Origin of the sequence: Photobacterium sp. GB-36, from assembly GCF_003026135.1 — a bacterium.
Taxonomy (GTDB): Bacteria; Pseudomonadota; Gammaproteobacteria; order Enterobacterales; family Vibrionaceae; genus Photobacterium.
Window position 1 is genome coordinate 100,150 of record NZ_PYNY01000009.1, and the last position, 24,564, is coordinate 124,713.

At 42.2% G+C, this 24,564-nt stretch carries 12 protein-coding genes; 6 read left to right on the forward strand and 6 right to left on the reverse strand.

The features are described from left to right. Positions 1-91: 91 nt before the first annotated feature. From thrC to thrA, 3 genes are read right to left on the reverse strand one after another with little or no spacing between them, the layout of a single operon-like run. Entirely contained in the window at positions 92-1,378 is a 1,287-nt protein-coding gene (gene thrC / locus C9J46_RS10705; RefSeq protein ID WP_107207243.1) for a threonine synthase, read from the reverse strand. A gap of 2 nt (positions 1,379-1,380) precedes the next feature. Then, positions 1,381-2,337 (reverse strand): homoserine kinase, encoded by a 957-nt coding sequence (thrB, locus tag C9J46_RS10710; protein WP_107290873.1) that lies wholly within the window; start codon positions 2,335-2,337, stop codon positions 1,381-1,383. A 1-nt stretch (position 2,338) separates the two neighbouring features. Next, positions 2,339-4,798 (reverse strand): bifunctional aspartate kinase/homoserine dehydrogenase I, encoded by a 2,460-nt coding sequence (gene thrA / locus C9J46_RS10715; protein ID WP_107207241.1) that lies wholly within the window; start codon positions 4,796-4,798, stop codon positions 2,339-2,341. 424 nt (positions 4,799-5,222) lie between these two features. On the opposite strand from thrA, the gene aceK reads away from it, so the two are divergent. Further along, positions 5,223-6,941 carry a bifunctional isocitrate dehydrogenase kinase/phosphatase gene (gene aceK, locus C9J46_RS10720; RefSeq protein ID WP_107207240.1) on the forward strand — a complete coding sequence of 573 codons (1,719 nt, stop codon included), beginning with the start codon at positions 5,223-5,225 and terminating at the stop codon, positions 6,939-6,941. A gap of 171 nt (positions 6,942-7,112) precedes the next feature. Then, entirely contained in the window at positions 7,113-7,580 is a 468-nt protein-coding gene (locus tag C9J46_RS10725) for a hypothetical protein (RefSeq protein ID WP_107260534.1), read from the forward strand. 14 nt (positions 7,581-7,594) lie between these two features. Here the strand turns inward: C9J46_RS10725 and C9J46_RS10730 are convergent, their stop codons facing one another. Next, on the reverse strand, positions 7,595-8,092 hold the full coding sequence (locus tag C9J46_RS10730) for a putative 4-hydroxy-4-methyl-2-oxoglutarate aldolase (RefSeq protein WP_107207324.1): 498 nt from the start codon (positions 8,090-8,092) through the stop codon (positions 7,595-7,597). 713 nt (positions 8,093-8,805) lie between these two features. Between C9J46_RS10730 and arcA the strand changes: the two genes are divergently transcribed. Next, complete coding sequence (gene arcA, locus C9J46_RS10735; RefSeq protein WP_107208579.1) at positions 8,806-9,525, forward strand: two-component system response regulator ArcA; 720 nt, start codon at positions 8,806-8,808, stop codon at positions 9,523-9,525. A gap of 71 nt (positions 9,526-9,596) precedes the next feature. On the opposite strand, the gene arcB is transcribed toward arcA, so the two are convergent. Both arcB and C9J46_RS10745 read right to left on the reverse strand, forming a co-directional pair. Then, positions 9,597-11,966: an aerobic respiration two-component sensor histidine kinase ArcB gene (gene arcB, locus C9J46_RS10740; RefSeq protein WP_107290874.1), complete on the reverse strand. Its 2,370-nt coding sequence runs from the start codon at positions 11,964-11,966 to the stop codon at positions 9,597-9,599. A 150-nt stretch (positions 11,967-12,116) separates the two neighbouring features. After that, positions 12,117-13,055: a TIGR01212 family radical SAM protein gene (locus C9J46_RS10745; protein WP_107290875.1), complete on the reverse strand. Its 939-nt coding sequence runs from the start codon at positions 13,053-13,055 to the stop codon at positions 12,117-12,119. A 647-nt stretch (positions 13,056-13,702) separates the two neighbouring features. Between C9J46_RS10745 and gltB (C9J46_RS10750) the strand changes: the two genes are divergently transcribed. From gltB (C9J46_RS10750) to gltB (C9J46_RS10760), 3 genes are all read left to right on the forward strand, one after another. Then, on the forward strand, positions 13,703-18,256 hold the full coding sequence (gene gltB, locus C9J46_RS10750; protein WP_107290876.1) for a glutamate synthase large subunit: 4,554 nt from the start codon (positions 13,703-13,705) through the stop codon (positions 18,254-18,256). Beyond that, a complete protein-coding gene (locus tag C9J46_RS10755) occupies positions 18,249-19,715 on the forward strand; it encodes a glutamate synthase subunit beta (RefSeq protein WP_045083715.1) in 1,467 nt (488 codons plus the stop codon). The genes gltB (C9J46_RS10750) and C9J46_RS10755 overlap by 8 nt, the downstream gene beginning before the upstream one ends. A gap of 385 nt (positions 19,716-20,100) precedes the next feature. Continuing rightward, positions 20,101-24,564, forward strand: coding sequence for a glutamate synthase large subunit (gltB, locus tag C9J46_RS10760; RefSeq protein WP_107290877.1), 4,464 nt, complete (start codon positions 20,101-20,103; stop codon positions 24,562-24,564).

Genomic DNA, 24,564 nt, shown 5'->3' on the forward strand with positions numbered 1-24,564 from the left:
ACGATCAATGTGCCGTTTTTTATTATCTGTAATAACAGAGTAATAAAAAAAGGAGCCTCGGCTCCTTTTTAGCGCTAAATACTATTCGTTATTACTGTACTGAACGTAATACCGCCTTCACGGCTTCAAAATCATTATCACGTTCTAAAGATAATAATTCCATCGCATTATGCTTCGCTAAAGGTGCAGGTAATGGAATATCTTTATCTAAGATCTCATCCACGACTTCTTTAAATTTCGCTGGATGCGCAGTACAAAGGAACAAACCTGTTTCTCCATCATTTAATTGCTCGTTAAGAATACGATAAGCAATCGCGCCATGAGGCTCACATAAATAGCCTTCTTCATTCATTTGCTTTAAGGTTTCAGCTGTTTGCTCATCCGTAACAGCACCATAACCTAATTCATTTAAGCCCCAACCTTTTAGCTGACAAAGCTCTTCAATACGTGGCCAGTTATTCGGTTGGCTAACATCCATCGCATTTGAAATAGTTGGAACAGTGACTTTTGGAGACCACTCACCCGTTTGTAAATAACGTGGAACAGTGTCATTTTCATTCGTTGCTGCAATAAAGCGTTTAACAGGTAAACCTAACGATTTAGCTAATAAGCCTGCCGTTAAATTACCAAAATTACCACTTGGTACTGAAATAACTAATTGCTCACGTTCCGCTTTAGGCAGTTGAGCAACAGCTTCAAAGTAGTAACAGATCTGCGCCATTAATCGGCTAATATTGATGGAATTAGCAGAGTTTAAACCCACTTCTTTGCGCAACTCAGCGTCATCAAATGCTTGTTTCACTAATGCTTGGCAATCATCAAATGTGCCATTTACCGCAACTGTTGTTATGTTCTTACCTAATGTACAAAACATTTTTTCTTGTAGTGGGCTGATCTTGCCTTTCGGGTACAAAATAACAACCTTGATGTTATCCATACCATAGAAAGCATGAGCAACAGCGGCACCTGTATCGCCTGATGTCGCGGTTAAAATCGTGATATCACTTTCACTATCAGCCGTTACTGCTGCGAGTGATTGCGCCATAAAGCGACCACCAAAATCTTTGAATGCTAATGTTGGGCCATGGAACAACTCTAGCGCATACACGCCGTCTTTTACTTTATTAATAGGTGCTGGGAACTGAAATGCACTATCAACCATTTGGCTAACAGTTTCTTCACTTAGCTCATCACCGATAAACGCGGAAAGGATCTTGCTACTACGCGTGACAAAATCCATCTCTAGCAATGCATCAATATCGCTAAATTGAGGGAGTTCTGATGGAAAAAATAGACCTTGGTTACGTCCTAATCCTTGACGTACAGCCTGACCAAATGAAACCTGCTCTTGATGTTCTTTTAGATTATACAATTTCATTGTTATAGCTCACTTCCTGTTACTTTCGCGCCCAAGCTGTCTAATCGACAAACATGAACAAATCCTTCATCATTTTGAACATAATGTTCTTCGAGCCAACGTGCAAGTCGTTTAGCGACCTCTAAATCTGTGCAAACACTAAACATAGTGGGTCCAGAGCCTGAAATACCACTCGCAATCGCCCCTGCATCTAACGCATATTGACGTGCTTGCGCAAAGCCCGGTAACAGCTTTTCACGGTAAGGTTCAGCCACGACATCTTTGATCATCTTCGCAGCTAACAGCGGTTGATTTGAATGACAGGCATGAATAAAACCACCTAAGTGACGACCATGAGTGATCACATCTTGGCGACGATACTGTGCAGGTAAAATCGCACGCGCTTCAGCCGTTGGTACTTTTATTCCAGGGTAAGCCATCACCCAATACCAATCATCAAAACAAGGGACTTTCTGGCTTATGATCCCAAGCTCTTCCACCATGAACTGCAATCCACCAAGAAAGCACGGTGCAACGTTATCATAGTGAAGGCTACCTGAGATCTCACCTTCCATTTCCCCCATGAGCGCTAATAGCTCTGTTTCATTAAGCGGTTGATCATGGAAACGGTTAAGTGCATCTAATGCAGCAACAATCGAACAAGCACTTGAACCTAAGCCAGATCCAATCGGCATGTTTTTTTCTAATGTCACATCAACAGGGAGTAACGTGACCCCTTTTTTATCCAACTCTCGTGCAAATACTTGCCAGCAACGGTAGACAATATTCTCTTCAGCCTGCTGCGGCAGTTTATCAACAAACGCACCAACGCATTGCAAACTAAAAGATGTTTGCCCCGCCGCCACTTTTACTCGATCGCCCAATAAGGTGCCATCAATTGGCGATACTGCCGCGCCTAAAACATCAAAACCAACGCTCACATTACCAATCGATGCCGGAGCATAAACAACAACACTCATCTTATACCCCTCGCTTCCAGCCTAATGTACGCATTAAATCGGCAAAGACACCCGCGGCAGTTACTTCCGTACCCGCACCGTAACCACGTAATACCAGTGGGATCGGTTGGTAGTAACGGCTGTAGAAAGCTAAGGCATTCTCACCATCTTTAATTTTAAACATTGGATCATCAGGGTTCACCGCAACAATTTTCACCGAGCAATGGCCGTTATCGATTTCACCAACATAACGCAGTACTTTGTCCTCTTTTGCCGCTTCTTGAGCTAATTGAGTAAAATATGCATCCGCTTGTGATAAACGCGCCATGAAATCATCTACAGAGCCAGAAGCATCAAAACCTGGTGGTAGTGCTTGTTCAACATCCACGTCTGAAAGCTCTAGCTCCAAACCAGACTCACGAGCAAGGATCAACAGCTTACGTGCCACATCCATACCTGATAAATCATCACGAGGATCGGGCTCAGTAAAGCCATTATTACGCGCAACGGTTGTTGCTTCGCTAAAGCTCATGCCTTCATCCAATTTACCGAAGATATATGACATTGAGCCAGATAAAATGCCAGAGAAGCGCTGTAGTTCATCACCTGCGGCTAATAGGTTCTGCAAGTTTTCAATAACAGGTAAACCTGCACCCACCGTAGTGTCATACATAAACTTACGACGGCTTAAACGTGCCGCTTGGCGTAATTGTTGGTAATAAGCCATGCTAGCCGTGTTTGCTTTCTTATTCGGTGTAATAACATGGAAGCCAGCAGCAAGGTAATCAGTATATTGCTCAGCAATGGTTTGATCTGACGTACAATCAATGATCACAGGGTTGATAATGTGATTACGCTGAACTAGCTGGATCATACGAGCAAGATTGAGTGGCTCATTCACCGCTCCCATTTGATCACGCCAGTTATCTAGGTCAAAGCCATCACGGCTCAGGAGTAACCCTTTGCTGTTCGCCATTCCGCAGACGCGAATCACGATACCGTCATCGGCAAGTTTACTTTGTTGACGCTGGATCTGATCGATCAACTCACCACCAACACCGCCAACACCAATCACAAAAACATCTAGGAAATGCTGGCTATTAAACAAGTTCTCATGACACGCTTTAACAGCTTCTGGGACTTTATTTTGTGGAATAACCGCTGAAATAGCACGCTCAGATGATCCTTGCGCAATCGCAACAATATTGACATCCACTTCCGCTAAAGAAGTAAAGAAACGCGATGCGACGCCGTGAGATGTACGCATACCATCGCCAACTAAAGTTACGATCGATACGTTATCTGAAAATTCAACGGGCTCAAGCAGACCTTCTTTTAATTCCAGTTCAAAGCTTTCGTTTAACGCTTTTTCAGCTTGAACATGATCTGCCGTTTCAATACAGAAACTAATACTGTATTCAGATGATGATTGAGTGATCAATACAATCGATACGCCAGCAGATGACATCGCACCAAATACGCGAGCAGCCATACCGACCATCCCTTTCATACCCGGGCCAGACACGTTCACCATCGTAAGATCTTTTAGAGTTGTGATCCCTTTTATGGCTAATTGATCTTCACCAGTATCTTGACCAATTAGTGTCCCTGGCGCTTGTGGGCTAAAGCTATTTTTAATCAAGCATGGAATTTGAAATTGGGCGATAGGGGCGATAGTTTTAGGGTGAAGAACAGAAGCACCGAAATAAGATAATTCCATCGCTTCTTGATAACTTAAAGATTTCAGTAGGCGTGCATCAGGGACTAAACGAGGATCACAGCTATAGACACCATCAACATCTGTCCAAATTTCACAACAATCCGCACGTAGACATGCAGCAAGCACTGCAGCAGAATAATCAGAACCATTACGACCCAGTGTTACTAGCTCACCTTTGCTGTTACCTGCGGTAAAGCCAGGCATAATACAAACATGCCCGGCAGGTAATGGATCACGACGGAAATTCTGCGTTGAAATTTCAATATCGACATGCGCCTCAAGGTAATCACCTTCAGCATAGAGATATTTAACCGGATCGATAAGGCTTGCAGGCTGACCTTTCGCTTCAAGTAAAGCTTTCATCGCTGCAATAGAAAGACGTTCACCTTTACTGATGATCGTCGCATACACATTATCAGGACATAAACCTAATAGTTTAATACCATGAACATACTCTTTTAGTTGTCCTAGAGAGCTCGCCAGTTTTGCATCTAAAGCGGCTTTATCAAACTGAGGCTCTAAGGCTTTTAAGCCACTGAACAATTCAGTAAATACCTGTTCGAGATCGGCCAACTGTAGCGATGATTCACCCGTTTTCACGGTGTTATCAATCACTGAAACTAATTTATTTGTTACCTTCCCTGGTGCTGATAGCACAACAGAAACGTCACCTTGCTGAGCATTACTCGCAATAATATCTGCTGCTCTTAAAAATCGCTCTGCATCGGCTAATGATGAACCGCCAAATTTAAATACTCGCATTCCCTACTCCCGAGTGACTATCCTGATCTATCTAGTTATCGCATCTAGATATACTCAAATATGTGAATTTAAAATCGTTAAAAAAAAACCCGCAGCTCAATATGAGTTGCGGGCTTATTGTTAATCCTTGCGTATATCAGCCCGCACCAACACCGAAGATGTTAATGGTAATAATAATGCGTGTAATGGCGTGAGAGCTGAATACATTCTTCATTGGTCTACAAATTCTTTTTTGCTAATAGCTTACGTTTACAGCAATCATACATTAGAGTCAATAATATCTTTACAATTGCACAACACAATAGACAGCAAAATGAATCAATTATCAGCCATTTTAATTAACAAAAGCGACTATTCTATTTGCAGTCATGCGGACTACGTTGCATAGTTAGGCGTGAATATATTGCATCGGGAGGAGTACCAAATGAGCGCTGCCATGGAATCATTAATTGCCCATACCATCTTACAAGGCTTTGATGCCATGTACGGCCGCTTTCTCGATGTAACAGCTGAAGCACAAGAACGTTTTGAAAAACAGCATTGGGGACTTGTTCATAATGCTTTAAAGAAGCGCATCAGCTTTTATGATCATCATGTTGAATTAGTCACAAACCAAATTCAAATTATGCTAGGTGAACGTTACGCCAATCATGATTTTTTAATGGCTGTGAAAATGGCCTACCAAGATTTACTCTTAGACTATCCTCGTTACGATATTGCTGAGAGCTTCTTCAATTCGGTATATTGCCGTATATTCAAACACCGAAATATTAATCGCGATAAATTGTTTGTTCATACTTCACAAGAAGATCGTGTTCCCCCTTACCCAACATCACTAACGCGCCACTATCGTGTTAAAACAACACTGAGTGCGATGTTTGAAAGAATACTTGATGACACGCCCTTTACGTTAACTTGGCAAGATAAATCGAGAGATATCCAACTATTACTTAAACACTTACAACGGGATCTGGGTAATAAGTTCGATCAAGATACAACGCTTGAGCTTATTCGTGAGCCTTTTTATCGAAATAAAGCCGCCTATTTAATCGGAAAACTCACATTCTCTAATGGCGATTTCTGTCCCTTTGTCGTTCCGATTTTAAACGACAGTAGTCATGAAATTTATCTTGATGCGTGTATTTGTGACGCTAACGATGTCAGTATTATTTTTGGTTTTGCACGCTCATATTTTATGGTTTATGCCCCTGCGCCAGCTGCATTAGTTCGTTTCCTTTCACAGTTAATTCCCAATAAAACCCTTGCTGAACTTTATACTGCGATTGGCTGCCAAAAACATGGAAAAACAGAGCTTTACCGTGAATTCTTAGCCCATTTGGCGACAACTGATGACAAATTTGTCGTAGCGCCCGGCATAAAAGGCATGGTGATGTCGGTATTTACTCTGCCATCTTATGATTTTGTCTTTAAGATCATTAAAGACAAATTTGCACCTCAAAAAGATATAAGCCACAACACTGTCAAAGAAAAGTATCAGCTAGTAAAAGGACATGATCGTGTTGGTCGAATGGCGGATACCCAGGAGTATCGTAATTTCTGTTTTCCTCGAGAGCGTTTTAGCGAAGCATTAATCCAAGAGCTACAGTCTATCGCTCCCTCTATCATTACGCTAACTGATGATACGATTATGATTGAACATTTATATATGGAGCGACGCATGGTGCCGTTTAACCTCTATATAGAAAAAGCAGACGATGGTGATCTACGCTTTGCTATTAATGAATACGGCAACGCTATAAAGCAGTTAGCCGCAGCCAACATTTTTCCAGGTGATATGCTATTTAAAAACTTTGGTGTGACTCGACATAAGCGTGTAGTGTTTTACGATTATGACGAAATCACCTACATGACAGAGATGAATTTTCGTAAAATTCCACCACCTCGATACCCAGAAGATGAACTGGCGGCAGAGCCTTGGTATAGCGTAGGAATCAATGATGTCTTTCCTGAAGAGTTTCGTACCTTTTTATTAATAAACCCCAAAGTACGCGCATTATTTGACGAGCTACATAGTGATTTGTTTGAAGCGAGCTATTGGCAAAAGCTACAACAGAATATTACGGAGGAAAATTATCCCGATGTGTTCCCTTATCCATCTGAATATCGATTTCATCAGCATTAACAATCAACAAAAAACATCATCACATTGTAATAATTAAAACACTAGTTACATAAAATAAGCGTACTGGCTCATATAATGTAAAACAGGGTGTCTATTTCTTAAATCTGAAATGCATTTTATCTACCAATACCCTAAAGTTAGTAACATAAAATAATAATTAGAGATAATGGTATGACGAGATTATTATTAGGGATGATTGTATTATTAGGGATTCAGCCTGTATTTGCCTCTGAATTCGATGACTTCGAACCCACTTATAATCGCAATAAAGAACAATCATCAGGGTGGTTTCTCTCGTCACAATCACGTCATCAACAAGCATTTGATGTTTGGCAAATTGACAGCGGATACGCTTATACCATTACCAAAAATACTCAACTTTATTTAAGTACCCAATTAACATCAGGTACAGTAACCCAGCGAGGGTCTAGAGGTATTGCATCAGGTGTTAAATATAATCTCACGCCCAAAGTCAGCCTACAAAGTGAAATAAATACGGCAACGACTAAAGAGAATACAAAGTTAGGGATAGAGGTCAGTAGTCAATATGATGTATCAGATCAACTAAACCTTAGAGCGACTGTTGATTATGAAGAACTCGAACAAGTCATTGAGTTTGGATTAGGATTTAGCTTCTAAGTAAAAGTTAGCTATTAGTCACTTAAGACAGATAAATCCAACGCGTGCTTAGACAAGATAATTCCATTTAAATCGGCATAAATATAATCACCAGGGTAAACTAGGTTTTCACTGAGATTTAATGTCACATTGAGCTCTCCCATTTGACGCTTCACTGTCTTAATCGGACATCCCCCTAATGCTTTTACACCTAAATTTAATGTCGCTAATGTTGCTATATCACGAACCGCACCATTAACAATGATCCCTTGCCAATGATTCTTAATCGCCAACAATGCTAATTGATCACCAAGTAACGCTCGTCGACAACTACCATGACCGTCAATAAATAACACTTTACCAGTGCCGTCTTGAGATAATATGTCACGTACTAAGCTATTATCTTCAAAACATCGGAGCGTGACACATTGGCCGTAAAAAATGTTTTTCCCACCATAATCATGACATCCTATTGGCAAAAAATGGATATCTTGTTCATAGTGATCGCATAAATCCGGTAGTAAATCTTTCATCATTCACTCTTCTTAGTATCAGTTAACGTCATCAATACTCATCTTGTCTAACATCAAAAAGTAAATTAACAATGTTACCTACCCCTTAATGGTTAAACGCAGAAATCAACACGACTTGAAACAAGGTAATGTTATAAACAAAATAGCTATGTAGAAGACGTATTAACAACTTTTAGCGTCAATCTAATATCGAATCAGGTTTAGATTCATCACATATAAAACATGCAACATAACGACGTCAATGTTACAATTAAAAACATAACGTAAATAACATGTTGTAGTTAATGTAAGTTATAGCCTGAAAAACACACAATCGGTATGTTTTTCATGAATATTTAACTTGGAAGTAATCAACCCACTATAGCTTCGACGATATTGTTAAAACTAAGAGTGAATAATCTATCTTTGCTCATTCTGTTTGATATAAATCAACAAACATATAAATAGCTATACTAAACAAACGCACAACATTGTTAGAGAGCTGTTAAGTGAATACAATCGCTGCATCAATTAGGGAGAGTGTAGCCAACACCTCAATATATGAGGTATTCCGATAGTTTTAATTATCGGGAAAAGGATGGTGTACCAACATAGGCAGCGATTTCGTAACAAATAAGTATTCTTGTTAATACTTTGCCTATATGTGAATTTTTTTTATAGAATTTAACTTACTCTGTTCATGCAGATTTGTTTTTTGATATTAGGTACTGCCAATGCAAACCCCTCACATTCTTATCGTAGAAGACGAGCACGTAACACGTAACACCCTAAAAAGTATTTTTGAAGCGGAAGGTTACACAGTTTTTGAAGCTAACGATGGCGCAGAAATGCACCAAATGCTTTCTGACAATCCTGTTCACCTAGTGATCATGGATATTAATCTACCAGGTAAAAATGGTCTTCTACTTGCTCGTGAACTTCGTGAGCAAGGCGATATGGCACTAATGTTCTTAACAGGTCGTGACAACGAAGTTGATAAGATCCTAGGTCTTGAAATTGGTGCTGATGATTACATCACTAAACCTTTCAACCCTCGTGAACTTACTATCCGTGCACGTAACTTATTGACTCGTGCTATGAACCAAGGTCTTCCTACTGAAGATAAGAAATTGGTTGAGCGTTACGAGTTCAACGGTTGGTCTCTTGAAATCAACAGTCGCTCACTAGTAAGCCCAAGCGGTGATCAATTCAAGCTTCCACGTTCTGAATTCCGCGCCCTACTTCACTTCTGTGAAAACCCAGGCAAGATCCAAACTCGTGCAGATCTTCTTAAGAAGATGACAGGTCGTGAGCTTAAGCCACATGACCGTACCGTCGATGTAACTATTCGTCGTATCCGTAAACACTTCGAATCTGTTGCTGATACACCAGAGATCATTGCAACAATTCACGGTGAAGGTTACCGTTTCTGTGGTGATCTTGGCGAAGAGTAATTCGTGAAGTTCAGACCATAATAAAAAGGCTCCTAAGGAGCCTTTTTTATTTTAAATGCAATACCATCACTCTATTTCTCGTACTGTTTTAACCATGTTTTCAGCACATCAATATCGTTTTGGTAACCATTTTTAATTTCATCAACCCAGTCATTAATGTTTTCCCACCAAGCAGGAAGTTCAGGAGACTGTGCTTTTTGTGCGACTTGCTGAATGTGTTTTAAACCGATAGAACCTGCTGCACCTTTAATTTTATGCGCTTCAAACTTAATCCCATCTTGATCTTTCGCGACCATATTCGAATCTAAAATCGCAATGTAATCTGGCATCATTTTTTCAAACATTTCGATGCTCGCATAAACAGGTTTAGTCCCTACAATATCAACGTAAGAGGTCAACATCTCCAAGTCGAGCAACTTGTCGATCATTTTATCGCTAGGCCCTGTTCCATCACTGTTAGTATCGGTTAAATCGTTAATTTCATCTTCCTCATAACTACAACTTAGAACGAGGTTTTCAATCACGCTAGTGATAGCTTTCACGCTTAATGGCTTACTAATCGCTTCATCCATCCCTTTTTCAAGGTATTCGCTTTTATCACTGATAACATTAGCCGTTAGAGCAACCAATGCTGGCAAATCCTGGTATTTTTCTCGTAGTTTCTGCGCAATATCAAAGCCTGTCATGTCTGGTAATTGAATATCTAACAAGACCAAATCATAATCTTCTGGTTTAAACATCGCTAAGGCTTCATCACCTCGCATTGCAACAGTGACTTCATGACCTAAACTTTCAAGCAAGGATTTAGCGACCGTGATATTTAACTCAATATCTTCCACCATGAAGATACTTAAACCAGTAAGCTCTGGTTTTACTTCAGTCACGATATCTTCTTCAATAACATCTTCTACTAGCGGAACGCGAATTTTTACCGTAAAGGTACTACCTTCACCCACTTCAGAATGAACAGTGATATCTCCCCCCATTAGCTGAACGAGCTGGCGAGAAACGGCAAGTCCAATCCCTGTTCCTACAGCATGAATATTATCGTCACCTTGTTTCACTTGATAATACATGGCAAAAATATTATCGATTTCAGATTTAGGAATACCAACACCGCTATCTTCAACTTCAAAGATAACATCAGCATCGTGCTCATGAATTTCACTGCTAACCGATAAAATCACGCCACCTTGTTTAGTAAACTTGGTCGCATTACCGATAAGATTCCACAACACTTGACGCAATCGCGTACTGTCGACTTCAATATTTTTTGGCAGTTCAGTTAAGCACTCTAGGTCAAAACGCAATCCTTTCTGCTCAGCCATTAACTGAGAAATATTCCCCATTTCATCAATGAACTCGTTGAAATCCAATGGTTTTGGCATCAACTCTAAACGACGGCGATCGGATTTATCTAAATCAATAATATCATTAAATATATTTCCTAAGGTGATCGCACTAACATGTACGGTACGTAAGTAACCACGCTGCTCATCAGTAAGATCTGTATCGAGTAACATACGACTTAAGCCAACAATACCATTGAGTGGGGTGCGTAATTCATGGCTAATAGTTGAAATAAATGAGGTTTTGTCGCTACTGGCTTTTTCTAACGCATCTTCATATTTTTTACGTTCGGTAATATCACGGCCAAAGCCCATTAGACCAAGACGACGTCCATTGCGGTTATAGAATGGCACTTTACGAAGTTCAAATAGCGCACGTTTACCATTTGGATAAACTAACCACTGCTCATCTGTCATAGCACTATTTTCGTTAAACAACTCTTCGTCTGTTTTAATAATTCTTTTAGCGACTTCTTCAGGGTAAACATCCCAGGGTGTTAACCCCACTAGTTCTTTTTCTGTTTTACCCACTAACTCTGACATTGCACGATTACAACCTGAGAATTGGTTTTTTTCATTACGGTAGTAAATCAAATCAGGCGACGCATCTAAGAAAGACTTTAATAATGCACTTTGCTCTGCCACCGCTACTTGGGCATTTTCTCGCTGATAAACCTCATTTTCGAGATCATGCATCGCTTCTTCACGTGCTTCTTCCGCTTTTTCCCTTTCTTCTATTTCTAAATTTAACTGCGCAATATTGTTTTGAAGCTGTTTATTTAACTCCATGTCTCGCGAGCGCATCTCTTCTAGTTTAGTGACTAACTTCGATAAGCGTTGACGTGAGTCTTCTAACTGATCGACGACAACAGAGAGAAAATAAACAGCCCAAGGCGTTATTAATAAACCAAATGTCACCGATCGCACGATATCAATATCATTCACGGTGCCATGTAGTACTAACGTCACACTAACTTGAACAACAACGGCTAATGCAACCAATGCTAATGCAAGGAGTAGGCTAAAACGAACGATCCCTAATTTAACCAGAAGATCGACATAAAACTGAGCTAACATTTTGACTTGTTTCATCACTGAATACCAAAAGAAGAAAGATGCCGTCAAAGCGACGTGTAAGCTTGTTAATCATAAGCGCTGATATCAATTGCGCCAGAATAAAAAGCTGAAACTATAACCTTCACATACAAAAAAGCCCACATCACGTAGGCTTTGTTTTGTATTCTATTTTAATTGTGGGCGTTGATATACAAAAGCGTCATTAATTAGACTCCCTTGCCCACCATAAGTATCTAAGTTACGTCCAATTTCAGTCATCGCTAACCAGCGGTTTTCACACCACATTGGTGCCAGTAAGGTTGGCCTACGTGCCGCGGCTGAAACCCGATGATAAATCACATCAGCAGGAGTTAATCGGATCATTTCGCTCGCAATGTTGGTGTACTCTTCAAGGCTAATAGGGTCTAAACGTTCGGCTTTATATGCTTGCCCCATTTTACTGCCTTCAACTATGTGTAGTGGATGCAATTTTATCCCATCCACGCCTACCGCCACCACTTTACTGATCGTATCAAGGTTATCTTGTTTGGTGTCACCTGGCAGCCCAACAATTAAATGAGTGCAAACCTTGATCCCTAATGCCCGTGCACGTTGAGTGATAGCGGCATAACATGCAAAATCATGACCTCGGTTAATCCGCTTTAATGTCTTTTCATTTGCCGTTTGTAAACCTAATTCTAACCAAATCTCATAGCCTTGTTGTACATAATCAGACAGTAGTGCTAATACCGCATCAGGCACACAATCAGGTCGAGTTCCCACACATAACCCTACAATATCCGTCGTTTTTAACGCCTCTTCATACATTTTCTTTAGCGTTTGAACTTCAGCATAAGTACTGGTGTAAGCCTGAAAATAAGCTAAATAACGTTTTGCACGATGAATTTCATCGGCACGCTCTGCTAATTGCTGTTTAATAGGTAAAAACTGAGTCTTTTCATCTGCAAAAGAGGCCACATTACAAAATGTGCACCCTCCCCGACCAATCGTTCCATCACGATTAGGACAGCTAAAACCGCCATGCAAAGTTAACTTATGGACTTTTTCACCATAACGGCGCTGTAAGTCTTGACCAAATGTATTAACGAGTTCGTGCAGTTGCATTGCTTTACCTGATTGCAAATAAATAGCTGTAAACACCGCGATGAATAGCGAGCAATATTAAAAAGAGTCGCAAGATAGCATCAATTACAAGTAATAAATTTGTGCTACAACAAACAAAGCCCTTTCCTTTACTCAACAAAAAAGACACTTAATCGTAAATAAAATACAAAAAAGTTTCCCTAACTACGTATTGTTGCCTTTTTGTAAACAATCGATCACCAAACGTTTTTTGCATTTAAACGCAATTGCGAATAATTATCGTCGTTAAAAAGCCTTTTTCATGTTTAACAATGCAACAAAACAGCAATATTATGATAGCTAAATGTTAATTTTTATTGGTAATTAATGTATCAAAATTGTAGGATAGTTACACTTGTGTGCAATTTCTGAACAATAAAAGCGATGCCATCACCCTACTGTAAAGTGATTTGTGTCGCCCTTTCTCAAGAAATACAGTGTGTTCGTTCATAGCAAAACGAAACAACAAAATTAAGTTTGCCAATACAGGACGATTTTATCTTTGTGCAGACACTCAATCATGTTGGGTAGAACAGGATAGTTCATTTCAATACCGCAGGATTGTGACAATAAATTAGGGATAACCAAGCCTTAGGAATATGGCTTGATGCAACTGGAAGGATGTATCTATGACAGATCAAGAGCTGAACGATCAGGGACTTTATGTGCCTGAAATGGAGCACGATGCCTGTGGTATCGGCTTTGTCGCCCACCTAAAAAACCGTAAGTCTCACCAGATTGTTACTCAGGCTCTCGATATGCTAGCGCGTATGGAGCACCGTGGCGGTCAAGGTTGTGATCCATGCAGTGGTGATGGTGCAGGCATTTTGCTGCAAAAGCCCCACGAGTTCTTATTAGAAGAAACACTGACACTCGGTATTAAATTACCCGCCTTCGATAAATATGGCGTCGGTGTTGTGCTATTTCCAAAAGATGAGCATAAACGCCAGCAATGTCGTGAGATCTTAGAGCGTAACGCTAAACGCCTTGATCTTGAAGTGATCGGCTACCGTGTACTTCCAGTTGACAACTCAATGATCGGTGAAGATCCATTGAGCACAGAACCACAATTTGAGCATGTCTTCATCACTGGTGGCGCAAACTTAGATCCAGCCGTACTAGAGCGTAAACTTTATGTTTTACGTAACTATACTGTACGTGTTTGTCTGGAAAGTGTTTCGAACATTGGCGATGACTTCTATATCAACTCTCTGTCATACAAAACTTTGGTTTACAAAGGCCAATTAACTACAGAGCAAGTACCTCAGTACTTCCTTGATCTACAAAATCCAACGATGGTGACCGCACTTGCATTAGTTCACTCTCGTTTCTCAACCAACACCTTCCCACGTTGGCGCTTAGCACAACCTTTCCGTTACATTGCTCACAACGGTGAAATCAATACCGTTCGTGGTAACTTGAACTGGATGAAAGCCCGTGAAGCGATTCTTGAGTCTGATTTATTTAGTCAGCAAGAAATCGATATGCTACTGCCGATTTGTCAGGAAGGTAGCTCAGATTCATCTAACTTCGATATGGCACTAGAGTTACTTGTGCTTTCTGGTCGTAGTTTGCCACACGCTTTAATGATGCTTATCCCTGAAGCGTGGCAAGAAAACAAAAACATGGATCCTAAGCGTCGTGCTTTCTACCAGTACCACGCCAATATCATGGAACCATGGGATGGCCCAGCCTCTGTTTGTTTCACCGATGGTGTTCAAGTAGGTGCAACACTGGACCGTAACGGCCTACGTCCATCACGTTATACTGTGACTAAAGATGACTTCCTTGTGATGGCATCTGAATCAGGCGTGGTTGAAATTGAGCCTGAAAACGTCCAATTCCGTGGTCGTCTACAACCGGGTCGTATCTTCGTTGCTGATCTAGAGCAAGGTCGTATTATTTCTGATGAAGAAGTAAAAGACAGCATTGCGACAGCACAACCGTATGAGCAATGGGTTAAAGACAATCTATTAAGCCTAAAGACGCTTCCTGAAGCTGATAATATGCATCATCAGCCAACACCTGAGCGCTTACTGCATCATCAACAAGCGTTTGGTGTGAGCTCAGAAGAAGTGAATGACATTATTGTTCCACTGGCAAAAACAGGTTATGAGCCATTAAGCGCGATGGGTGCAGATTGGCCGCTAGCCGTGCTTTCTCATCAATCCCAGCATTTATCAAACTACTTTAAACAGCTATTTGCACAGGTGACTAACCCGCCAATCGATCCAATTCGTGAGCGTATGGTTATGTCATTGAATACTTACCTCGGTAAGGATCAAAACCTGCTAGCTGAAACACCTGCGCATTGCCAAAAAGTTGAACTTGAATCTCCTGTTCTTTCTAATGCTGAACTTGAGAAAATCCGTGAGATTGATAATGAACATCTTCAATCGAAAACATTGGATATTGTCTTTAATGCAAGTGGCGAACCAGGCAAGCTAGAACGTGCACTTAAACGTATTTGTCAGTATTCAGAAGATGCAGTCGTTGATGGTTATTCAATCATCATTCTAACTGACCGTGCAGTTAATTCTAACCATGCGGCTATTCCTGCAATGCTGGCTGTTGGTGCGGTTCACCACCACCTGATCCGCAAAGGTCTTCGTGCGAAGTGTGACATCGTAGTTGAAACCGGTGATGCACGTGAAACCCACCATTTTGCAACCCTAGTTGGTTACGGTGCTAACGCAGTTAACCCATATCTAGTCACTGAAACACTGGTTGATTTACAACGCAAGCGTAAACTGGATCCTGAATTACCGACAGACACTCTATTTGATAACTACCGTAAAGGGGTTAACGGTGGTCTGCTTAAAATCTTCTCTAAGATGGGTATTTCAACGCTACAGTCATACCACGGCGCACAAATTTTTGAAGCGCTTGGTATCAGTAAATCTGTGGTTGATAAGTACTTCACCGGTACTGTAACGCGTATTCAAGGTCTAACGATTGATGATATCGCGCAAGAAGTCTTAGTCCGTCATCGTGTTGGTTACCCTACTCGTGAAATCCCAGTACAAGTACTTGATGTTGGTGGTGTATATCAGTGGAAGCAACGTGGTGAGAAACACTTGTTTAACCCTGAAACCATTTCACTACTGCAACAATCAACCCGTGAAAAAGATTACGCGCAATTTAAGCAATATGCGAAAGCGGTTGATGATCAAGGTGATAACGCTGCAACACTGCGTAGCCAACTTGATTTCATCAAAAACCCTGCAGGCTCTATCCCACTTGAGGAAGTTGAGCCAATTGAGAATATCCTTAAGCGCTTTGCGACAGGTGCAATGAGCTTTGGTTCGATTTCTTACGAAGCGCACTCAACACTGGCTGTTGCGATGAACCGCATCGGTGCAAAATCTAACTCAGGTGAAGGTGGTGAAGATCCAATTCGCTTTGAGAAGAAAGATAACGGTGATTGGGAACGTTCTGCTATCAAGCAGGTGGCATCAGGTCGTTTTGGTGTCACCTCTTACTACCTAACTAACGCTGATGAGCTGCAAATCAAAATGGCTCAAGGTGCAAAACCCGGTGAAGGTGGTCAGCTTCCAGGTGATAAAGTCGATGACTGGATTGGCGCAACACGCCACTCAACACCAGGGGTTGGCTTAATTTCTCCACCGCCTCACCATGATATTTACTCAATCGAAGATTTAGCCCAGCTGATCTACGATTTGAAAAATGCTAACCGCGCAGGTCGTGTCAACGTTAAACTGGTATCAGAAGCCGGTGTAGGTACGATTGCATCAGGCGTTGCTAAAGCCAAAGCCGATGTTGTTCTTATTGCAGGTTTTGATGGCGGTACAGGTGCATCACCAATGTCATCTATTCGCCACACAGGTCTACCGTGGGAATTAGGTCTAGCAGAAACGCACCAGACGCTACTGAAGAATGGTTTACGTAACCGTATCGTTGTTCAGTCTGATGGTCAGATGAAAACACCACGTGACCTTGCTATCGCCACTCTTCTGGGTGCTGAAGAATGGGGCGTAGCAACAGCTGCACTGGTTGTTGAAGGCTGTATCATGATGCGTAAGTGTCACAAGAATACTTGTCCTGTTGGTATCGCAACACAGAACAAAACATTACGTGAACGCTTTGATGGTCGCGTAGAAGACGTTGTGACTTTCTTCCAATACATGGCAGAAGGTTTACGTGAAGTAATGGCAGAGCTTGGCTTCCGCACTATTGAAGAAATGGTAGGGCAATCTCACAAGCTGAAAGTCCGTGATAATGTCAGTCACTGGAAATACAAGAACCTCGATCTTAGCCCTGTACTTTACGTTGAAAAGCCACGTGCTGAAGATGGTATTTACAACCAACGTCCTCAAGATCATGGTTTGGATAACGTACTAGACCGTCAATTGATTGAACTTGCACAGCCAGCACTGACGGAAGGTAAAGCAGTGAATGCTGAGTTGCCTATCATCAATACCGATCGAAGTGCAGGTACTATGCTGTCGAATGAAATTTCGAAAGTATACAAAGACAGCGGCTTACCACAGCCGATGAACGTGAAGTTCTTTGGTTCAGCAGGTCAAAGCTTCGGTGCATTCCTTGCTAAAGGCGTGAAATTTGAAGTTGAAGGCGATGCTAACGATTACTGGGGTAAAGGCCTATCAGGCGGTACATTAGTACTTTACCCTGATGCGAAATCAGACATTGTTGCTGAAGATAACATCGTTGTGGGTAACGTGTGTTTCTACGGTGCAACCTCTGGTGAATCTTACATTCGCGGTCTTGCTGGCGAGCGTTTCTGTGTTCGTAACTCAGGCGCTCAAGTTGTGGTTGAAGGTGTCGGGGACCACGGTTGTGAGTACATGACTGGTGGTGTTGCCGTTATCCTTGGTCAAACAGGTCGTAACTTTGCTGCGGGTATGAGTGGTGGCGTTGCTTATGTTTGGGATCAGTTCGATGACTTTGAAACCAAATTAAACCCTGAGTTAGTCGATTTAGATCCAATCGAAAAAGAAGATCAAGCACTGCTACTGAACATGCTAACTAAACATGTTGCATTAACAGGTAGTACGGTTGCAGAGCTTTTCCTATCTAACTTCGAAGATAACTTGAAGAAGATGGTGAAAGTTATGCCAAGGGATTACAAAGCCGTATTACTAAAGCGTAAAGCTGAAGCTGAAGCTCAAGACAAGGAAGCGTTGGAGGCAATCAATGGGTAAGCCAACAGGATTTTTAGAATTTGGCCGTGAATTGCCAAAAAAATTGGACCCGAGTGTTCGTATTCAAGATAACAAAGAATTCGTTTTAAACGATGAATTTGGTGACAAGATCAATGAACAGTCATCACGCTGCATGGATTGTGGTGTACCGTTCTGCCATAACTCTTGTCCAATTGGGAATATTATTCCTGAATTTAATGATGCGGTTTACCGCGATAGCTGGGAAGAAGCGTGGAACATCCTAAGTTCAACGAATAATTTCCCAGAATTTACTGGTCGTGTGTGTCCTGCCCCTTGTGAAAGTGGCTGTGTGTTAGGTATCAACCAAGATCCCATCACGATTTGTAATATCGAGAAAACGATTGTTGAAACAGCTTATCGTGAAGGTTATGCCAAGCCTAAAACACCACGTTCTCGAACCGGTAAAACCATTGCAATTATCGGTTCAGGCCCTGCGGGCTTATCAGCAGCAGAGCAGCTAAACAGCGCTGGTCACACCGTGACAGTGTTTGAGCGTGATGAAAAAGTCGGTGGTCTACTTCGCTTTGGTATTCCTGACTTTAAGCTAGGTATGGATATCATAGATCGTAAGATCAACCTAATGGCAGAAGCTGGCGTTAAATTTGAAGTTAATGCGCACATTGGTGTCGATATCAATGCTAAGCAATTACGCCAAGACTTTGATGTCGTATTACTTACAGGCGGCTCAACCGTTCCTCGTAACCTGCCAATCCCAGGTCGTGAACTAAATGGCGTACACTTTGCGATGGAATTTCTTGCGCAAAATAACCGTCGTGCCAACGATATGGATTTAAAAACCGAAGAAATCCATGCCAAAGGTAAACATGTAGTGGTTATTGGTGGCGGTGATACAGGTTCTGACTGTGTGGGTACATCAAATCGTCACGGCGCTGCAAGTATTACTCAAGTTGAGATCATGCCTGTTCCACCTGAAAAGCGTCCAGCTAATCAGCCATGGCCGTCATACCCAATGATCATGAAAACATCAACGTCACATGAAGAAGGTTGTGATCGTTACTGGAACATCTTAACCAAAGAGTTTATCTCTGATGATAACGGTAATGTGAAAGGCTTACGTATTGCTGATATCGTTTGGCAAGAAGCAAAACCAGGTGAGCGCCCAGGGTTTGATGAAGTTGAAGGTTCAGAGCGTGTGATTGCCTGTGATCTTGCTTTCTTAGCGATGGGTTTCTTACACCCAGAACCAACAGGCGTTCTTGCTCAACTTGATATCGCATTAGACGAGCGTGGTAATGTTGCAACTGAAGATTTCGCAACTAACCAAGCTGGTGTATTTGCCGCAGGTGATATGCGTACCGGTCAATCATTGGTTGTACGTTGTATTAACGAAGGTCGAGAGTCTGCTCGTGCAGTTGATGCTTACCTTATGGGGAATACAAACCTGGAAGCAAAAGCTGATTCATTAATGCTTTCTTAACTTCTACGTAAAGTTAATCTTTAATCTAAAGCCAGCTCAAATGAGCTGGCTTTTTTATTGTTATAACTCTCAATATTCAATGTTAGCCGTAACATTTCCCCATATCCCCCTGAAAACCTATACTTAATTATTAATATTAAGACTTTAATCACGCCCTTCCAATCAGGATAAACCCTTGCTATTCACTATATTTAATTGAACTTTAAGATGTTATTACTATTTTAGTGTACATCATAATATTTAGCGCTAGTTGTTATGTCTATTTGACCTTTTTGTAAATTATGGGTACTTTGATGAATCGCAGGAAGCATACTGATGATCAGGATGATTATCATATTGATGCAGTAAACCTGTTTATACCAAACAGGTGCAAGGGAGAGTTGCAATGTCACTGTATGACCCATCACTGGAAAAAGATAACTGTGGGTTTGGTCTGATTGCCCATATCGAAGGCCAAACCAGCCACAAACTTGTTCGTACCGCTATATCCGCACTAGATCGCATGACTCACCGTGGTGGTATCGCCGCTGACGGTAAAACAGGTGATGGCTGTGGTCTATTGATTAAAAAACCAGATAATTTCTATCGTATTATTGCTGATGAAAAAAACTGGAACCTATCCCGTGAATTTGCCGTGGGACAAATTTTCTTAAGCCAAGATCCGGTACTTGCCGAGCAAGCCCGAACCATTATTAATGAAGAGCTGGCAACAGAAACATTATCGGTAGTAGGTTGGCGTGAAGTGCCTGTAAACCCTGCCGTTCTCGGTCCTATTGCTCAAGAATCCCTACCTAACATTGAGCAAGTCTTTATCAATGCCCCAGCAGGTTGGAAGCCTCGCGATATTGATCGCCGCCTCTACATCGCTCGTCGTCGCATTGAAAAGCGTATTACCGAAGATAGTGATTTCTACATTTGTAGCCTTTCAACTCAAGTGATTGTCTACAAAGGCTTATTCATGCCTTCTGATTTACCTAAATTCTACTTAGATTTGGGTGACATTCGATTAGAATCGTCGATTTGTTTATTCCACCAGCGTTTCTCAACCAATACTCAGCCACGCTGGCCGTTGGCTCAGCCTTTCCGCTATCTAGCCCATAATGGTGAGATCAATACCATCACCGGTAACCGCCAATGGGCACGAGCACGAGGCTATAAATTTAGCTCCCCATTGCTGCCTGATTTAAAAACAGCAGCGCCATTTGTTAACGAAACAGGCTCTGATTCTTCTAGCCTTGATAACATGCTAGAGCTATTTTTATCTGGTGGGATGGATCTATTCCGTGCCATGCGCATGCTTGTTCCACCCGCTTGGCAAAACCACCCTGATATGGATCCAGCACTGCGTGCTTTCTACGACTTTAACTCGATGCACATGGAACCATGGGATGGCCCTGCGGGTATCGTAATGTCTGATGGACGCTATGCTGCTTGTAACCTTGACCGAAATGGCCTTCGTCCAGCCCGTTATGTGATCACCAAAGATAAATTGATCACCCTAGCGTCTGAAGTCGGCATTTGGGATTACACCCCAGATGAAGTGGCTGAAAAAGGCCGTGTTGGTCCCGGTGAATTATTAGTTATTGATACAAAGTTTGGCAAAATTTGGCATTCATCAGATATCGATAACGAGCTAATGGCACGCCATCCTTATAAAGCATGGATGGATAGTCACGTTAAACGCTTAACCCCCTTTGAACAATTAGGTGATGAGCAAGTAGGTTGCCGCTCGCTCACTGATGACGAACTGTCGGTTTATCACAAGCAATTTGGGGTAAGCAGTGAAGAGTTAGATCAGGTACTGCGTGTTGTAGGCGAAAATGGTCAAGAAGCCACAGGCTCGATGGGTGACGATGCGCCAATGGCGGTATTGTCATCAAAAGAACGACCGATCACCGATTACTTCCGTCAAATGTTTGCACAGGTCACTAACCCACCTATCGATCCACTGCGTGAAAAGCATGTCATGTCGCTCGCTACCTGTATCGGTCGTGAAATTAACGTGTTCTGTGAAACCGATAGCCATGCACAACGTGTCGCGTTTGGATCGCCAGTGTTAGTGTATTCTGATCTTGTTCAACTACTTGAGTTAGATGATCAATATTATGCCAACAGCATTATTGATATTAACTACAATCCAAATGAAAAAGATCTCAAGCAAGCACTCATAGATCTCTGCGATGAAGCTGAACGTGTCGTAAAAGATGGCGCAGTGCTGGTTGTTTTATCAGATCGCGGGATCAATAAAGATAAGTTGCCAATTCCAGCAGCAATGGCTGTAGGTGCGGTGCAAAAACGTTTGGTTGATAATAACCTACGTTGTGACACTAACATCGTGGTTGAAACAGCAACCGCCCGCGATCCTCACCAATTTGCCGTCCTTCTCGGCTTTGGTGCTACCGCTATCTACCCTTACCTTGCTTATGAATCACTCGGTAAGTTGATCGATGCGGGAGCAATTAATAAGTCTTACCGTGAAGTGATGAGTAATTACCAAAACGGCATGAATAAAGGTCTATTTAAGATCATGTCGAAGATGGGGATCTCGACCATTGCTTCATACCGCTGCTCAATGCTATTTGAAGCTGTCGGTTTAAGTGATGAAGTCGTGGAGCTTTGCTTTAAAGGTGTTTCGAGCCGTATTGCAGGCGCTGACTTTAGTGACTTCCAACAAGATCTCTTTAATTTATCACGTAAAGCATGGTTGAAACGTAAACCGATCGAACATGGCGGTGTACTGAAATACGTTCACGGTGGTGAATTCCATGCTTATAACCCTGATGTTGTCGGTACACTGCAAAAAGCTGTGAAATCAGGCGATTATCAAGATTACTTAGCTTTTGCTAAAGAAGTGAATGAGCGCCCTGTCGCTGCTATTCGCGACTTATTTAAGCTAAAAGATGGCACAACATCGATTCCGGTTGAACAGGTTGAAGCGGCGACTGAGCTTTATAAGCGTTTTGACTCAGCCGCCATGTCGATTGGTGCATTAAGCCCTGAGGCGCACGAAGCATTAGCTATCGCCATGAACCGTTTAGGCGGTTGTTCGAACTCCGGTGAAGGCGGTGAAGATCCTCGTCGCTTTGGTAACGAACGTAACTCACGGATTAAGCAGGTCGCATCAGGTCGATTTGGCGTAACGCCACACTACCTTGTGAATGCGGATGTGATTCAAATCAAAGTCGCACAAGGAGCAAAACCTGGGGAAGGTGGTCAACTACCCGGCCATAAAGTGACAACCGAAATCGCGAAGCTGCGTTATGCGGTACCGGGGGTTACCCTGATCTCACCACCACCTCACCATGATATTTATTCGATTGAAGATTTAGCTCAGCTGATCTTCGATTTAAAACAAGTTAACCCAAGTGCCATGGTATCGGTCAAACTGGTATCTGAGCCTGGGGTTGGCACCATCGCAACGGGTGTGGCTAAAGCCTATGCTGATTTGATCACCATTTCAGGTTATGACGGCGGTACAGGTGCAAGTCCATTAACATCGGTGAAATATGCCGGTAGCCCATGGGAGCTTGGCCTTGCTGAGACTCAACAGGCGCTCGTGAGCAATGGCTTGCGTCATAAAATCCGCCTGCAAGTCGATGGTGGTTTGAAGACCGGCCTTGATGTTGTAAAAGCCGCTATTTTAGGTGCAGAAAGCTTCGGTTTCGGTACCGCACCTATGGTTGCTCTAGGTTGTAAATACCTGCGTATTTGTCACCTTAATAACTGTGCGACAGGTGTTGCGACCCAAGATGAAAAACTGCGTCGTGATTTCTTTAAAGGCTTGCCTGAACAAGTGATGAATTACTTCATCGGCGTTGGTCAAGAAGTACGTGAACTATTAGCACAATTAGGCGTAGAAAAGCTCACTGATCTGATTGGTCGTACTGATCTTCTTGAAACATTGGAAGGCTTTACAGCGAAACAAGCCAAGCTTGATTTAAGCCCAATTTTGGTTGCTGCTACACCAAAAGAAGGTAAAACACTGTACTGCAGCGAGCCTAATACACCATTTGATAACGCAGAGCTAAGCCAGACTTTAGTCGATCAAATCTTACCTGCGATTGAAAGTCGTAGTGGTGGTGATTTCTACTTTGATATCTGCAATACCGACCGCTCTATTGGCGCACGTTTATCTGGTGAAATCGCCCAACGTTATGGCAACCAAGGTATGTCTGCAAGCCCAGTAACACTGCACTTAACCGGTACTGCAGGTCAGTCTTTCGGGGTGTGGAATGCAGGCGGTCTAAACCTGAAATTAACAGGTGATGCAAACGACTATGTAGGTAAAGGCATGACGGGCGGTATTATTACTATTCGTCCACCACAAGGTTCTGCATTTAAATCAAGTGAAGCGACCATCATTGGTAACACCTGTTTGTATGGCGCAACGGGCGGTAAGTTGTTTGCTGCAGGTAAAGCGGGTGAGCGTTTTGCTGTGCGTAACTCAGGCACCATTACCGTAGTAGAAGGTGCTGGTGATAACGCATGTGAATATATGACCGGCGGTATCGTTGCTATTTTAGGTAAAACAGGCGTTAACTTTGGCGCAGGTATGACAGGCGGTTTTGCTTATATTCTTGACGAAGATGGCGATTTCGCAGGACGCGTGAACCCAGAGCTAGTTGAAGCATTACCTCTTGACGAGCTACAGATCCACCAAGAACATTTACGTGGTTTAATCGACCGTCACCTACAAGAAACAGGTTCAAGTCGAGCACAAGAAATTTTGGCGAACTTTGATCAATGGATCCCGAAATTCTATCTTGCGAAGCCGAAGTCAGCAGACATTAATACCCTGCTGGGTCACCAAAGTCGTTCAGCTTCTGAACTACGTCTTCAGGCGCAATAA

Coding starts and splice junctions, on each gene's coding strand:
- gltB (WP_107290876.1), top strand. CDS start 13,703: ATGACAGATCAAGAGCTGAACGATCAGGGACTTTATGTGCCTGAAATG.
- aceK (WP_107207240.1), top strand. CDS start 5,223: ATGAGCGCTGCCATGGAATCATTAATTGCCCATACCATCTTACAAGGC.
- gltB (WP_107290877.1), top strand. CDS start 20,101: ATGTCACTGTATGACCCATCACTGGAAAAAGATAACTGTGGGTTTGGT.
- arcA (WP_107208579.1), top strand. CDS start 8,806: ATGCAAACCCCTCACATTCTTATCGTAGAAGACGAGCACGTAACACGT.
- C9J46_RS10730 (WP_107207324.1), bottom strand. CDS start 8,092: ATGAAAGATTTACTACCGGATTTATGCGATCACTATGAACAAGATATC.
- C9J46_RS10755 (WP_045083715.1), top strand. CDS start 18,249: ATGGGTAAGCCAACAGGATTTTTAGAATTTGGCCGTGAATTGCCAAAA.
- C9J46_RS10725 (WP_107260534.1), top strand. CDS start 7,113: ATGACGAGATTATTATTAGGGATGATTGTATTATTAGGGATTCAGCCT.
- thrC (WP_107207243.1), bottom strand. CDS start 1,378: ATGAAATTGTATAATCTAAAAGAACATCAAGAGCAGGTTTCATTTGGT.
- C9J46_RS10745 (WP_107290875.1), bottom strand. CDS start 13,055: ATGCAACTGCACGAACTCGTTAATACATTTGGTCAAGACTTACAGCGC.
- thrA (WP_107207241.1), bottom strand. CDS start 4,798: ATGCGAGTATTTAAATTTGGCGGTTCATCATTAGCCGATGCAGAGCGA.
- thrB (WP_107290873.1), bottom strand. CDS start 2,337: ATGAGTGTTGTTGTTTATGCTCCGGCATCGATTGGTAATGTGAGCGTT.
- arcB (WP_107290874.1), bottom strand. CDS start 11,966: ATGAAACAAGTCAAAATGTTAGCTCAGTTTTATGTCGATCTTCTGGTT.